This window comes from Paenarthrobacter sp. TRD_SC_7, from assembly GCF_056156245.1.
This window is the reverse complement of record NZ_CM149587.1, coordinates 361,678-375,946: the sequence shown is the minus strand read 5'-3', so window position 1 is coordinate 375,946 and position 14,269 is coordinate 361,678. Positions and strand designations below refer to the sequence as shown.

Genomic DNA, 14,269 nt, shown 5'->3' with positions numbered 1-14,269 from the left:
GACTACGGCCTCAATTCAATGACCGTCTTGCCGATTCTCACGGGGACGCCAAGCTCAACCGGCAAAGCGCGGGTGAGCTGTTGATCGGCCAGGTAGGTGCCGTTGGTGGAGCCCAGATCCTCGATGAACCAGCGGCTACCCTGCGGGAACAGGCGTGCATGCCGGCCGGAAGCGTAATCATCTTCCAGGACCAGCGTGGCTTCCTGCGCGCGGCCCAACAGGATGGGGCTGGCGGCCAAGGGAACCGTAGTGCCCTTGAGGGGCCCCTCCGTGACTACCAGCGTGCGTGCATGCTGGATTGCCGGCGGCGGAGAAGCAGCCAGCTCGGGATGCTTGCGGACTTCGCGTGCCGTGGGAACGCCAGTGACGGCCTTGCGGCCAATCTGGAAGTCGCGTCGCATGGTGGTCACGATGCTGAAGATCAGGACCCACAGCAAAAGAAGGAACCCGAAGCGAAGCGCTGTAATTGTCAGTTCGCTGATGTCGTTCACGCGTGGCCACCCGGGGCTTGGGGGAGGAGGCGGAAAATGATCTTGGTACGTCCCATCGTGATGGTTGAGCCGTCAGTGAGCTCCACGCTGCCGTTCACTTTATGTCCGTTGACGTAGCTGCCATTGGTGGAGCCAAGGTCAACGGCCCAGGTGCTGCCATTCTCGGTGCGGACCTCAAGGTGCTTCCGTGAGACGCCTGTGTCATCCACAAGGATGTCGGCTTCAGAAGAGCGGCCGAGCACTACGGCCCGGGCATTAAGGGAATACCGCTGGCCGCCGATGTCCAGCACAGGCTGGAGGCGTGTGGGTTGCCGGGCAGGGGCAGCCGGAACATGGGCGCGGGGAGCTTGTGGAGCAGGAGCAGCGTGATCGGACGATTTCTCGGTCCGGGAATTGATTTCGAAATGTCCTGCACGTTCTTCGTCATTGCGCCGGAACGAAATGCGGACGGCGCCTTGGAGCGTGTAGCCCTGGCTACGGACATGCTGAATGACGACGTCGCACAGCTCCTCGGCCAGCGGTGTTCCCCATTCCTGGGCCCGGGCAAAGTCTTCGTCGCTGAGCAGGACATCGAAAACATTGGGGGCGAGCGTCCGCCCGGCAGCGATGGTGATGGACTTGTTGTCCAACTCGCGCCTCAGCTTGCTCGCAATCTCCACTGGCTCAACACGTGCTCGCGACCCCGTGGAGAAGACGTTGCGGACGGCCTTTTCAATGCCGCGCTCGACTTTGTCCAGCAAACCCATGGTCCTTCTCCTTTCCTTGCCGCGGCACCCGTTGTGCCTGGTCCGATAGTCCGTCCATAGCTCCGTCTGCGCACATGGCGAAGTACGCGCCTGACGGCCCTTCCACTTCCCGATACTACTGGGACTGACTGGGAATGGCCTTAATCCACAACGCCTTGCGACCCGGAAAAGTTCGTTCGCGGCCCTTGTTGGCGCGGGAGGAGGGGGCTGAAATTTTAGTCGGGTTCAGCTGTTGTTGGGGGATCCCTGGCCCGCTCGGCGTCTCTCCCACCCGTCGATTGGTGTTTTCCTCTGAATGTCCGTTATGCTTGATCTCGCTGCTTTTGAAGGAAACGAAGCTGGGAGACCAGTCGAAGTCCTGAAAAAGAAGTTGCGCGCGAGTGGCGGAACGGCAGACGCGCTGGCTTCAGGTGCCAGTATCCGAAAGGGTGTGGGGGTTCAAATCCCCCCTCGCGCACGCAATTGAAGAGAGCCCCGGTCTTAGGACCGGGGCTCTTTTTTGTTGGCCCAACCCCGGCTCTCGCCGCGCCCGGGCCCGCCCCCGCGCCCGCGCTTGTCAGCTGCGTGCGGAACCCGTGAACCGGCGTCGTGAATTGCTCAGGTGCAGGCGCATGGCGGCCGCGGCAGCTACTGGGTCCCCCTCCGCGATTGCTGCGTATATAGAGGAGTGTTCGTGGACCACTTGCTCGAAGCGTCTACGGGAATCTTGCTCATCGCCGGAAACGAGGCGTGGGCGGGGCATGGTGATCATGGTTTGGCCCAGGGCGGAGATGCAGTCCGTATAGAACGGGTTGCCGGTGGCCGCCGCGACTGCCCGGTGGAACTCGAAATCGGCCTTCATTGAATGGGCCGGGTGGCCTGAGCTCGCAACGAACTGCTCTAAGGCGCCATGCGTAGCCTTCAGCTGGTGTTCTGTGTGGTTCCGGGCGGCAAGTGCTGCGGCTTCTGTCTCGACGCCGATCCGGAAGTCGAGCATCTGCAGCCGCTCTTCCATGCTGCCAACTGCCCGCGTTCCTGGGGCAGGCGCGGGTCCGTCCGCGGGCGGAGTCAGTGCGAAGCTGCCCCGCCCACGTTCGGTTTCCACAAGTCCCTCGGCCTGCAGGCGGGTCAGGGCGGAGCGGACGACGGTCCGGCTCACCCCAAACTCGCTGATGAGGGTGTTCTCGCTCGGGAGCTTCTCACCTGGCTGGATGACGCCGTCGACGATGCGGGTGCGGAGGTCGGCGGCGAGATCCGCGGTCAGGTTTCGGCTCATGGGTTCAAGATTACGCGCCGAATTCCACGGATTCTGTGGTCCAGGCGCGGGCCTGCGCGCTCAGCGTGACGCCGAGGCCGGGGCGGTCAGGAACGATCATGCGGCCGTTCTTGGTTTCCAGGCGCTCCTCGAACAGTGGGTCCAGCCAGTCGAAGTGCTCCACCCAGGGCTCGCGCGGGTAGGCGGCGGCCAAGTGGAGGTGGATTTCCATGGCGAAGTGCGGCGCGAGGCCCAGGCCTCTTTCATCCGCCAGGGCCGTGAGGCGCAGGAACTGCGTGATGCCGCCGACGCGGGGAGCATCGGGTTGGATGATGTCACAGCCGTTGGCGTTGATGAGGCCCTTGTGTTCCGCGACAGACGCCAGCATCTCACCAGTGGCGATGGGCGTGTCCAGGACCTGGGCAAGGTGCGCGTGGCCCTCAAAGTCATACGCGTCCAACGGTTCTTCGATCCAGATGAGGTTGAATTCTTCGAGTTGGCGGCCCATTCGCAGGGCGGTGGCCCGGTCCCATTGCTGATTGGCGTCCACCATGAGCGGGACGTCCCAGCCGATGTGCTCGCGAACTCCAGCGACACGGCGAAGGTCTTCCTTTGAGTCCGGCAGGCCGACTTTGATCTTGATGCCACCGATGCCTTGATCGATTGACTGGGTGGCGCGTTCCTTTACCTCCTCCAGGGTGGCGTTGAGGAATCCGCCGGAGGTGTTGTATGTCTGGACCGAGTCACGGTAGGAGCCAAGGAGCTTGGCTAGCGGGAGCCCGGCACGTTTGGCCTTGAGGTCGTAGAGCGCGATGTCGATGGCGGCCAATGCCTGCGTGGCCACACCCGATCGTCCCACTGAGGCGCCGGCCCAGAGAAGCTTGGTGTAGATCTTGCCGATGTCGTTGGGGTCCTCGCCGATGATGCCCTCGGCCACCTCCTTGGCGTGGGCGTATTGAGCGGGTCCGCCAGCGCGCTTCGAGTAGCTGAATCCGAGGCCGCTGTGGCCCTGCTCCGTGGTGATCTCGGCGAAGAGGAACACCACCTCGGTCATGGGCTTCTGGCGGCCGGTGAAGACTTTGGCGTCGCTGATCGGTACGGTGAGGGGCAAACGTGCCGTGGACAGCTTGACGTGGCGAATGAGATCTACGGTGCTCATGGTTCTCCTAGTGGATACGGCGTCCTTGCCTGTCACTTAGGATACAAGCATCAAACTTGTACTACAAGAGAGGTTGGCTCGTGGCAACAGCTGAGGCTTCTCATGCCCATCTGTTCCCAGGTGCTTTTCTTTTCTTATGGTGCACGGCTTGGACGCGGAGCTGGTGGTCACGGGTCTGATCGGTCGCCGGCCTCATCAGATCCAGCCCTGCTGCCAGGCCATCTCCGCTGCTTCATGCCGCGAGGCGGCGCCGAGCTTCATCATTGCCGAGGACAAGTAATTTCGAACGGTGCCCGGAGCCAGCCGCAATTGTTCGGCTACCTGCAACACGCTGGCGGTTGACCGGCTGTGCCTCAGGGCGTCCAACTCGCGGTCTGTCAGCGGGCAGCGCTCCGCAGCCAAAGCCGTCGCGGCAATCTCCTGATCGATGTATCGCTTGCCTGCCGCAACGTCACGGATTACATGGGCCAATTCTTCGGCCGGTGTGGATTTGGGAACGAAACCTGACACTTTGGAGGCCAGCGCCCTGCGCAACACCCCCGGACGGGCATGGCGTGTGACGATGATGACGCGTGTTTTCACGGTGGACAGGATGCGGGTGGCTGCTTCGACTCCGTCCATGCGCGGCATTTCCAGGTCCAGAAGGCAGATATCCGGCTGAACCTTCAGTGCCAACTCGGCAGCGGTAACACCGTTGTCAGCGCTGGCCACTACTTCGATGTCCGGTTCCAAGCCCAGGAGGGCTTCCATGGCCCCGCGGATGAGGTGTTCATCGTCCGCTATGAGCAATCGGATGCGCCGCGGGTTTGCAGGATCGGTCACGTAGCTATTCCTTGGGATGGGATCGAGGCCTGAAGCTCAAAGCGCTCTGCATACATGGTCGTTTCGAGTACGCCACCCAGGGCTGCAATCCGTTCACGCAGTCCCGCAAGGCCGTTTCCACGTGTTCGGCTGGCCACTGGCCCACTGGTGACCCCATTGTTGCTGATGGTGAGACTGCAACTGTTCGCGGAAGCTGCCAAGGTGATGGAAGCCTTTGTTGCGTTGCTGTGCCTGAGTATGTTGGTGGTGGCCTCACGGACCGCCATGGCCAGCGCCTTGTGAACGTCAGGATTTTCGGGAAGCGGATCAATCGTGAGTTCGCATTGCGCCCCTGCGGCCGAAAGTACTTCGCGGGCGTTCTCAAGCTCATTTTCGAGGAATGTTCCGCGGTATCCGGATACCAAGGACCGGGTTTCCTCAAGCGCCTGCTTGGCGATTAGCCGTGAATCGTGAATGTGGCCGCGGGCAGCCTCCACGTCGATGGTGAGGAGTCGTTCGGCAAGCTCGGATTTCAATGCGATGACTTGAAGGTGGTGACCCTGGATATCGTGCAGGTCTGCGGCAAAACGCAACCTCTCCTGGGCCACGGCCAGTTCCCCGGCCATCAGCCGGTGCCTGTCCAGTTCCACAACAATGCGCCACCACCACAAGCTGCTGATCAAAACCACGGGCATCATCGCCGCGTAACTGAAGAGCATGCGCAGGCCGGGCTCCTCCGGGAAGGCATAGCTCTGGTTATGCAGGATCAAGTAGGCGACCGGATGCAGCAGTGTGACTGCGAGACCTCCGGCCAGGGCAGCCAGCCGTTGGCGGGTAGGAAGCAGGCATGCGATCAAGCAGGCAGCCAGCCACAGCGGCAGACTCCACATCAGGGCATTAGTAGTAGAAAACAGGCCCACTATCCAGACCACAGCCGAGGGGACAATCAGTGCCATGGTCCAGGCAACATGTGGCAGGCCTCCACTGAGCCCCGCTCGCAGGAACCAGCAGTAGCGAATCTGGGCGGCCACCGCGCAGACCAAGCTGATAAGGAGAAGCCCGGCAACGGCGTCGAACCGGGGTGTTGCCGGTTCCAACGCAAGGACGACCAACATGAAGTCGAGCACTATGAGGATAAACACCATGCAGCCCAGGGTGTACGTCCAGGTTGTACGCACACTCCGACCCGGGCGGGCAGTGGGCTGTAAAACCTCAGTGTTGGTGGCTGCGGGCATGACGCCCAGTGTAGGGCAATGACATTTGTCATGGATTCGCCGGCGAATCAGCTGATGAAGCAGTGACAGTAAGGCACTACACGGACCGCAGTTATCGCTGAAGGATTGGATTGTCAACGTCATTTCACCCTGAAAAGAGCCACCATGATTGAGTCCTTGCAAGGTTTCACGTCCTCACTCCCGCCCATGCTGCAGTGGCTCGGGGTGGTACTGATAGCGGCCATCCCGTTCGTGGATTCCTACTTTGGCGCCGTGGTGGGCGTGCTGTCCGGGTTGCCTCCCCTGGTGGCCATCGCCGCGGCCGTTGTGGGAAACGTCCTCTCACTGCTCATCTTTGTTTTTGCTGCGCACGGCGTGCGCACGAAAGTGGCTGCGGGCAGGCCTTCCAAGGAGATCACTCCCCGTCGGGCCAAATTGCGAGCCACGTTCGATAAGTTCGGCGTCGCGGGAGTGAGCCTGATCGGGCCGACCATCCTGCCCAGTCAGATCACATCCGTTGCCATGATCTCCTTCGGAGCCTCCCGGAACGCCGTCATCCTCTGGCAGATCATTTCAATCATCATCTGGGGCACCGCGTTCGGGATTTTGGCCACACTGGGCGTTTCGCTCGTCCGCTAGGTCTGTGGGGCTGGGTATGCGCCACCATCCTAGGAGAGCTACCCCCGCAGCGCCCCGAACCCGGTAATCAGCGCCTCAAGCCCCAAGCTAAAAGCAACATCGGTGGGTCGCGCATGCTGTTCCAAGGCCAACCGATCCACAGCGGCCGAGAAGTTGGGGACCTGTTCGGCGAGGTTGCCGGCGTCGAAAATGTCCTCGGGTGCGGTGACGTCATAAGCGGCGCCGAACACAAACGCTTCCAAGGCGACGATCGCCGAGATAATTTTCTCCTCCGGGAAACCCGCGTCACGGAATCCAGCGGTCACGGCCTCATACATGGCCAGGGTCTTGGGGGCATTTGCCACGGGAAGCACTGCAATCACGGGGATCAGCGGCGTATGCTCCGAGAACACATCCCGGTAGGACCACGCCCAGCGACGTACAGCGGCATCCCACGGCTCCACCCCAAAGGCGGAGACATCCACCATCGCTGCCAGGTGATCCTCCACCAGCAGCAACACGTCATCCTTGGAGGCCACGTGGTTGTACAGCGCAGACGGCGCGACGCCGAGGGAGCGTGCCAGGGCAGCCATGGTGAGTCCGTTGTAACCCTTGCTGCTGATCAACTCAAGCGCCGCCGTCGTGATGCCGTCCTGGTCCAGGATCGCCGCCGTCGGTCGACCGGCGCGGCGGCGTACAGAACCGGCCGGGAGGGCGGAAGGATCGGGCGTTGGTGCGGGCATCGGAGGCCTTTCTGCTGCCTGTGTCCCCAGCATTATTCCACCGGGCCTTCACAGTGGGCGCCTCCAACGCTACTATGGAGATAAATGAATGCCATTCATTTATTGGTCAGCCACCACGGACGGCCACGGAGAGGACATCATGCAGAATCTTGATCGCGACGTTGTGATCGTCGGCGCCGGACCGTCAGGGCTGACGGCGGCACGCGAATTGAAGAAGGCCGGACTCAGCGTTGCAGTGCTCGAAGCACGCGACCGCGTGGGCGGCCGCACCTGGACCGACACCATCGACGGCGCCATGCTGGAGATCGGCGGCCAGTGGGTTTCCCCGGACCAAACGGTCCTCATGGAGCTGCTGGACGAGCTCGGACTGAAAATGTACTCGCGCTACCGCGACGGCGAATCCGTCTACATTGGCGCCGACGGCAAGCGAACCCAGTACACCGGCGACACCTTCCCGGTGAACGAAACCACTAAGGCCGAGATGGACAAGCTGGTTGCCATCCTGGACGGCCTCGCCGCGGAGATCGGCCCCACCGAGCCCTGGGCACACCCCAAAGCACGCGAGCTGGACACCATTTCCTTCCACCACTGGCTCCGCCAAAACTCCAACGACGAGGAAGCCTGCAACAACATCGGCCTCTTCATCGCGGGTGGCATGCTGACCAAGCCCGCCCACGCTTTCTCAGCACTGCAGGCAGTCCTCATGGCCGCCTCCGCCGGCTCATTCAGCCACCTGACGGACGAAGACTTCATCCTGGACAAGCGCGTCATCGGCGGTATGCAGCAGGTTTCGCTGCTGCAGGCAGCAGAGCTGGGTGACGACGTCGTGCTTAACAGCCCGGTTCGCACCATCAAGTGGGACGACAACAACGTGACTGTCGTGTCTGAGCAGGCCATCGTCAATGCGCGCTACGTGATCATGGCAGTGCCGCCGAACCTGTACTCCCGCGTCTCGTTCGACCCGCCGCTGCCGCGTCGCCAGCACCAGATGCACCAGCACCAGTCGTTGGGCCTGGTCATCAAGGTCCACGCCGTCTACAGCACGCCGTTCTGGCGCGAAGAAGGACTTTCGGGCACGGGCTTCAGCGCAGGCGCGCTGGTCCAGGAGGTCTACGACAACACCAACCACGGCGACGCCCGTGGCACCCTGGTGGGCTTCGTGTCTGACGAAAAGGCCGACGCCGTCTTCGAGCTCAGCGCTGAAGACCGCAAGAAAGCCATCCTCGAGTCGATCGCCGGCTTCCTCGGCGACAAGGCCCTCACCCCCGAGGTCTACTACGAATCCGACTGGGGCTCCGAGGAATGGACCCGCGGCGCCTACGCATCCAGCTACGACCTCGGTGGCCTGCACCGCTACGGCAAGGACCAGCACGCGAACGTGGGACCGATCTACTGGTCCTCGTCCGACCTCGCCGCCGAGGGCTACCAGCACGTGGATGGCGCGGTCCGCATGGGCCAGGCAACCGCCGCCCGCATCGTTGAGGCCAACAAGCTGAGCGCCTTGCCTGTCGCCTAGGGCATTCAGCACCAAAACCGGCAGGCTGGGGAGCACCATTCCCCGGCCTGCCGGCTCCACTGTTTAAGCAGCGACCCGGTTTTGAGCACCGCTCCGGTTCACCACAGGAAAGGACCCCCATGCGCTACGTAGTGGGCTACACCGCCAACGCGAGGGGGCACGACGCCGTTCACCTTGCCGTTGCGCTGGCCCGGAACCACGATGTCAGCCTGGATCTGGTCCTGGTGATCCCTGAAGATTCCCCGTTCAACGCTGTCTACCCGCCTGAGGCCGGCTACAACGACATCCTCAACGAGCAGGCTCAACGCTGGCTGGACGAAGGCCTTGCGCTGGTTCCGGCCGACGTCACCGCCCGCGCCCACATCCGCCGCGGTGACTCCGAAGCGCAGACGCTGATCGGCGCTGCCGTGGAGATGGACGCGGCGGCCTTGGTCATTGGCGCTACTAACGGTGGCCTGTTCAAGCGGTTCACTATCGGCTCCGTGGCGAGTTCGCTGCTCCACTCGTCGCCGGTTCCGGTCGCTTTGGCGCCCCACGGTTACCAGCGCACGGAGCCGATCACGCGCTTGAGCTGCGGTTATGGCACCCGCCCGGGCGCTGATGAACTGCTCGACGTCGCCGTCGAGTCCGCTCGCGACCGTGGCCTTCCGCTGCGGCTCGTCTCCCTGTTGGCGCTCGACGGCGGTAACTCGCCTGGGTTGGCAGATGCCGCCTGGGTGCATGCCGCCGACCGGCTTGCCGCCGTCGGCAGTTCTGCTGACGGAAGTTCCGCAGGTTCCACTAGCGATGTGCCGGAACCTGAGATCGTCGTCGCGCAGGGCCGCACCATCGAAGAAGCCGTTGACCGACTCGACTGGGAAGACGGCGAAATCCTGCTGATCGGTTCCAGCCGCCTGGCCCAGCAGCGGGCCACCTTCCTGGGCACCACCGCAAACCGGATCCTGCGTGCCCTCCCCGTCCCCATGATCGTGGTCCCCCGCGACTACACGCGCCAAAGCTCCTAGCAATCGCCTGAGAGGCAATACCCATGTCAACTGCACCAAAGACGGTCCAGTCGAAAGAAACGTCGTCCCTGAGTGAAAAGGGACTGAAAGCCGGATCGGTGGGCCTGATCGGCGCCGTCGTGATTGGTGTTTCCTGCATCGCACCCGCCTATACCCTGACCGCGGCCCTGGGCCCCACAGTGTCCGAGGTTGGCGTGCACCTGCCCGCCATCTTCTTGGTGGGCTTCATTCCCATGTTGTTGGTGGCGCTCGGCTACCGCGAACTCAACAACGCAATGCCCGACGCCGGAACCTCTTTCACGTGGGCGACGCGCGCCTTTGGTCCCTGGATCGGTTGGATGGGTGGTTGGGGCTTGATCGCGGCCACGATCATCGTGTTGTCCAATCTTGCGGCCGTCGCCGTGGACTTCTTCTACCTGATGCTCGCGCAGCTTTTCAGTAACCCGGAATTGGGGGAGCTCAGCAAGATCCTTCCGCTGAATATCGCAACCACTCTGGTGTTTATTGCCTTGGCTTGCTGGATTTCATACCGCGGCATGGAGACCACCAAGGGCGTCCAGTACGTGCTAGTGGCCTTCCAGTTGCTGGTCCTCGGTTGGTTCGCGGTATCGGCGTTCGCCCACGTGGCGAATGGGACGGCATTTGATGCCACCGCCATTTCGCCCGACTGGTTCAACCCGTTTGCCGTTGATTCCTTCTCCTCCTTCGCCGCGGGTGTGTCGCTCTCGATCTTCATTTACTGGGGTTGGGACGTCACACTGACCATGAATGAGGAAACCAAGAATCCCGAGAAAACCCCGGGCCGTGCAGCAACCATCACCGTGCTTGTCATCGTGATCATCTACATGACCGTTGCGCTGGCTACCCTGTCCTTCGCCGGTGTTGGCGAGACCGGGCTGGGAGCCGGTAACCCGGAGAACCAGTCCAGTATCTTCGCCGTGCTTGCCGGTCCGGTGATGGGTCCGTTCGCGATCCTCATGTCGCTGGCCATCCTGAGCAGCTCGGCGGCTTCTTTGCAGTCGACGTTCGTTTCACCGGCCCGCACCATGCTGGCGATGGGCCACTACCGCGCCATCTCGCCGCGCTTTGGCAAGATCAGCCCCACCTACAAGTCGCCCAGCTTCGCGACGATCGCGGCTGCGATCGCTGCCGCCGGCTTCTACGTGATCACCCGGACGGTGTCAGAGAACGCGCTGTGGGACACCATCACCGCCCTCGGCATGATGATCTGCTTCTACTACGGCATCACCGCGCTGGCCTGCGTCTGGTTCTTCCGGGCCGAGGCTTTCCGGGGTGCCCGGGCGTTCTTCTTCAAATTCCTGGCGCCGCTGTTGGGCGGCGTGATCCTGCTGGTCATGTTCGTGAAGACGGCCATGGATTCGATGGATCCTGAGTATGGTTCGGGCTCGTCAGTTGGCGGCGTGGGCCTGGTGTTCGTGCTGGGAATGGGCGTGATCTTGCTGGGCGTGGTTGTCATGCTGGTGATGTATCGCCTGAGGCCCGAGTTCTTCAAGGGCAAAGTTCTGACACGGGCTTAGCTTCCCCGCCCAGTTGGCATTTCACGCCTATGTTGTTCGCTGGGATTGGTATGTACTGTCACCTCGGCGCGGCCATCGAAGCGGCAAAGGCGAGGACGGCCGCGGAGAAGTCCAGCACGTCCTCGGCTGCCCGTTGGCCGTGACCGCCATTGCCCTCCCGGAGCAGCCAGGCTCGACCCCCACGTTCACGGATGCCGGTAACAACCTCGACGGCGGCACTGTTGTCCACGCGTTCATCCCGGCCCAAGAGGCAGCAAAGCAGGGGAGGAAGCCCCGCCGCGGAGCTTTCAAGCCCCGCGAGCAGGTGGACCGGCGAGTAGGAAGCCCGGACATCGTCTGAGGCCTCTCCATTGGCGCCGAACTCGTGCGACCATTGCCTTCCCAGCCCATGGCGGTGAAGGTTGACGGTGTCCAGCAACGGGGCCACGGCCACCACTCCGCCCAACGAGCCGGGGGACAGGAGGGCTGCAGCCGAGACTACCAGGCCACCATGCGAGGCACCGAAGGCTACGGTCTGGGCGGGCGTGGTCCACCGGGTATCGGCGAGGTAGCCTGCGATGTCAATGAGGTCCAGGATTGTCCGCATCTTTCGTTTCCCACGCCCGGCGTTATGCCAATCCTTCCCCAACTCGCCGCCGCCGCGTAGCTGCGCAGCCACGTACACCCCGCCGCTCTCCAGCCAGGCCGGCACGCTGGGTTCGGCCTCGGTCCTGTGCGAGACACCGAAACCGCCGTAGCACGTGAGAATCAGGGGCAGTGGCCGCACCGGGAATCCGTCAGGCCCAAGGTCTGAAGCCCGTGCGGAGATGACCACGGGGATGCCGACGCCGTCACTCGCCACCGCTGTGACCTTCCGGTGGACTATGTGGCCGCTGGAGTCTCTGGAGCTTTCGTTCAAGCGCACCGGTTCGTCCACACAGAAGACCCCCGATGGACGTTCCGGGGAGGCCGTCTGGATCCAGAGGTCAGTGGCACCGGCACGGGGCTGGACGGCGAATGATGACACGTATTCCGCTGGGGATAAACGGTAGACCGGGCGGCTATCCAGCGTGACCGTGGTGCCGTGGTGGTCGGGGACCAGTTCCACGCGGATCCCGCTAGCAGGCGCGGCGGTGGGATGCCAGGCCCCGGACTCCATCTCCCACTCTCTTGTGCCGGTCTCTGGGGTCTTCGCGGCGAGCCGGAGATTTCTCCTGGCGCGCGTCAGTGAGAGCCGGCTGCCCGTGGTGTTGCCAAGATCCGCTGGAAACTGGAGCTCCTGGGGGTGACCGGAGCCGAGCGGGCAGCGCATGATCTTCTGGGAGGGCGGCTTGCCGGTCAAGATCCAGATCCCGCCCCCGTCCGGCTCCCAAACCGGGGCAGCGTACCAAGCCGTCGCGCCCGGGATGTGGACGGGCTGGGTCCCGGCAGCGAGGATCCAGGTTTCCGCTAGTTCACTGGCGGATGTGCTCAGCAAGGCTGCGATACGCGTTCCGTCAGGGGAGATGGTGAATCCGCGGACAATGGTGCCCGGTGGCGTGGGGAGCCGGACACCGGGTGGTGCAGCCACACCCCGGTGGGCCCGGCGAACATTCCAGGCATCCCGAAGCCCGGCCTCGGCTGCCAGGTGCAAGGACGCAAACGCTTCGCCCGGCCCGCGCCAGAGAAAGGCAGCCTGTCCGCCGGCGAACTGGGGGAGCCCTTGGCGGGGTGTGGAGTCCCAGCGTTCCAGGAGGGAACGGAAATGCGGCCGAAGTCCTATGCCCGGAACAGCCTCCTCGATGGTGCTCACCGTCCCACCGTGTCGCCCGGCACCGCGTCCAAAGCAGAGACCCAAGCGAGGTGGCCGCCGTCGTGCAGGGGACTGCCCAAGGTGATGGTGCGCAGAGGGCTACCGGCCGCTGACGTGTCCACTACGTGTAGTTCGCCATGTCCACCGCGGGTCACGGCGACGAGTTCCGAGGACGGCGAGGCGGCAATGGCGCGTCGTTCGGCATTATCCCAAGGTTCATGGCCGGGCCGTGGGGCGCCATCCATGCGGGGGAGGTCCCACGTGCCACGCAGCATCGGCGGGCCTGCCTCCAACGGTCCAAGGTGGTGCACCGAAAGCTCGTCACCCTCCGGATGGACGCGGGCGGTCGCGATGCCGGTGGCAGTCAGCGCGAAGCGGAAGACCAACCCGTGGCCCAGCGGTGTGGTCCGCGTCAGCCCGGTATCCACGTTGTGCACCCACAAAGTGTTGCCCCATTGGGCCCAGCCTCTTGGCTCCCCGCCGCCGTGGCGAAGGACGGCCACCAGGACACGCCGCCGCGGGCAGAAGCGCAGGAAGTAGGCGCGGCCGGGCGCATCCCACGCGATGACCTGAAGGGCCTCCGGCTGCGGCTTGCGGATGTCGAAGAGTTCCAGGCCCTGGCCCGTGGCCACGAACATGGTGCCCGTGACGGGATCGAAGGCGTCGCCGTGGCCGTCGGGGGAGGCCTCGGCCCGCAGCCCTTGCATGGGCGGGCAGTGCACTCCTTCGGCCAGGATCCGCTCCACGCTGAAGGATTCGATGCCGCCGGGTTCACGGTGACGGACGACGGCGGCAGGCCCCTCTGGCGTTTCGCCCACCACAACGCCAGGCTCCCCCGCCCTGGTGCGGATGCGGCGTGAGGTGGGTCCGCCGTCGGCCTCCAGGTCCACAACCGTGAGGAGATCGCTCCACGGTTCCCACGAGACACCAAGCCCGGTGGTGACGGCAATGAAGCGGCCCGAGGGGTCGCATGCCAGGTGCTCACCTGGGATGGCTACGGGGATGATGCGGGGCGGGGTGTTGCTGAATGCATCGGCAATGACCAAGGCGCCTCCGGCGTCGTCAATGAACGCGCAACGTCCGCCTCCCAACTGCAGGAACCCGGCGTGCTCCGCCAGGACCACGGAGTCCATGCGGTGCTGGACTGCCCCTGTGACCGGATTCAGGAACTGTAGGTTCCCCGCTTTTTGATCCGCGATAACCAAAACTTCGGAGGTCATTGGCTCTCCCTTTCGCTTAATTTGAGAATGGTTCTCATTAACTATAGTGTGACGTTGTCGCCGCAACAGCGGGGACAACCACCACCACCGAAAGGAGACCAACCATGGAAAAGACCACGGTTCTGGTTGAAGTTGAAGAGACCGAGCAGCTGGCACACCTGTCGGCAACGCACTCGAATGCACTGGTCGAGAACCCGTTCGACTAGTCACTAAG

The 14,269-nt window shown here is 63.4% G+C and carries 14 protein-coding genes and 1 tRNA gene; 6 read left to right on the top strand and 9 right to left on the bottom strand.

The features are described from left to right. Window positions 1-2 precede the first annotated feature (2 nt). Both AC0J5Z_RS01910 and AC0J5Z_RS01905 read right to left on the bottom strand, forming a co-directional pair. Window positions 3-482, bottom strand: coding sequence for an FHA domain-containing protein FhaB/FipA (locus AC0J5Z_RS01910; protein ID WP_024818875.1), 480 nt, complete (start codon window positions 480-482; stop codon window positions 3-5). A 5-nt stretch (window positions 483-487) separates the two neighbouring features. Continuing rightward, window positions 488-1,237, bottom strand: coding sequence for an FhaA domain-containing protein (locus AC0J5Z_RS01905; protein WP_475037103.1), 750 nt, complete (start codon window positions 1,235-1,237; stop codon window positions 488-490). Between the two features lie 374 nt (window positions 1,238-1,611). On the opposite strand from AC0J5Z_RS01905, the gene AC0J5Z_RS01900 reads away from it, so the two are divergent. Beyond that, window positions 1,612-1,694: transfer RNA gene (locus AC0J5Z_RS01900), tRNA-Leu, on the top strand. Between the two features lie 99 nt (window positions 1,695-1,793). Here AC0J5Z_RS01900 and AC0J5Z_RS01895 read toward each other — a convergent pair. The 4 genes from AC0J5Z_RS01895 to AC0J5Z_RS01880 form a co-directional block, all read right to left on the bottom strand. Then, on the bottom strand, window positions 1,794-2,492 hold the full coding sequence (locus tag AC0J5Z_RS01895) for a FadR/GntR family transcriptional regulator (protein ID WP_475037102.1): 699 nt from the start codon (window positions 2,490-2,492) through the stop codon (window positions 1,794-1,796). A gap of 10 nt (window positions 2,493-2,502) precedes the next feature. Next, window positions 2,503-3,630 (bottom strand): L-talarate/galactarate dehydratase, encoded by a 1,128-nt coding sequence (locus AC0J5Z_RS01890; RefSeq protein WP_475037101.1) that lies wholly within the window; start codon window positions 3,628-3,630, stop codon window positions 2,503-2,505. A 195-nt stretch (window positions 3,631-3,825) separates the two neighbouring features. Beyond that, window positions 3,826-4,452 carry a response regulator transcription factor gene (locus AC0J5Z_RS01885; RefSeq protein WP_475037099.1) on the bottom strand — a complete coding sequence of 209 codons (627 nt, stop codon included), beginning with the start codon at window positions 4,450-4,452 and terminating at the stop codon, window positions 3,826-3,828. Next, window positions 4,449-5,666, bottom strand: coding sequence for a sensor histidine kinase (locus AC0J5Z_RS01880; protein WP_475037098.1), 1,218 nt, complete (start codon window positions 5,664-5,666; stop codon window positions 4,449-4,451). Before AC0J5Z_RS01880 ends, AC0J5Z_RS01885 begins: the two co-directional genes overlap by 4 nt. Before the next feature lie 144 nt (window positions 5,667-5,810). Here AC0J5Z_RS01880 and AC0J5Z_RS01875 point away from each other — a divergent pair, with 144 nt between their 5' ends. Then, window positions 5,811-6,284, top strand: coding sequence for a hypothetical protein (locus AC0J5Z_RS01875; protein ID WP_475037096.1), 474 nt, complete (start codon window positions 5,811-5,813; stop codon window positions 6,282-6,284). A gap of 38 nt (window positions 6,285-6,322) precedes the next feature. On the opposite strand, the gene AC0J5Z_RS01870 is transcribed toward AC0J5Z_RS01875, so the two are convergent. Continuing rightward, window positions 6,323-7,039 (bottom strand): TetR/AcrR family transcriptional regulator, encoded by a 717-nt coding sequence (locus tag AC0J5Z_RS01870; protein ID WP_475037095.1) that lies wholly within the window; start codon window positions 7,037-7,039, stop codon window positions 6,323-6,325. 55 nt (window positions 7,040-7,094) lie between these two features. On the opposite strand from AC0J5Z_RS01870, the gene AC0J5Z_RS01865 reads away from it, so the two are divergent. From AC0J5Z_RS01865 to AC0J5Z_RS01855, 3 genes are all read left to right on the top strand, one after another. Next, the gene (locus tag AC0J5Z_RS01865) at window positions 7,095-8,522 is read left to right on the top strand and encodes a flavin monoamine oxidase family protein (protein ID WP_475037093.1); all 1,428 of its coding nucleotides are present in this window, start codon (window positions 7,095-7,097) and stop codon (window positions 8,520-8,522) included. 119 nt (window positions 8,523-8,641) lie between these two features. Beyond that, window positions 8,642-9,526, top strand: a complete 885-nt coding sequence (locus AC0J5Z_RS01860; RefSeq protein WP_475037092.1) for a universal stress protein — start codon at window positions 8,642-8,644, stop codon at window positions 9,524-9,526. Window positions 9,527-9,549: 23 nt separating this feature from the next. After that, on the top strand, window positions 9,550-11,064 hold the full coding sequence (locus AC0J5Z_RS01855; RefSeq protein ID WP_475037091.1) for an APC family permease: 1,515 nt from the start codon (window positions 9,550-9,552) through the stop codon (window positions 11,062-11,064). A gap of 58 nt (window positions 11,065-11,122) precedes the next feature. Here the strand turns inward: AC0J5Z_RS01855 and AC0J5Z_RS01850 are convergent, their stop codons facing one another. After that, window positions 11,123-12,835 carry a prolyl oligopeptidase family serine peptidase gene (locus tag AC0J5Z_RS01850; RefSeq protein WP_475037090.1) on the bottom strand — a complete coding sequence of 571 codons (1,713 nt, stop codon included), beginning with the start codon at window positions 12,833-12,835 and terminating at the stop codon, window positions 11,123-11,125. After that, window positions 12,832-14,055, bottom strand: coding sequence for a hypothetical protein (locus tag AC0J5Z_RS01845; RefSeq protein WP_475037089.1), 1,224 nt, complete (start codon window positions 14,053-14,055; stop codon window positions 12,832-12,834). Before AC0J5Z_RS01845 ends, AC0J5Z_RS01850 begins: the two co-directional genes overlap by 4 nt. 104 nt (window positions 14,056-14,159) lie before the next feature. Here AC0J5Z_RS01845 and amiA point away from each other — a divergent pair, with 104 nt between their 5' ends. Further along, a complete protein-coding gene (amiA, locus tag AC0J5Z_RS01840; protein ID WP_242703463.1) occupies window positions 14,160-14,261 on the top strand; it encodes a streptamidine family RiPP in 102 nt (33 codons plus the stop codon). Window positions 14,262-14,269: the final 8 nt, after the last annotated feature.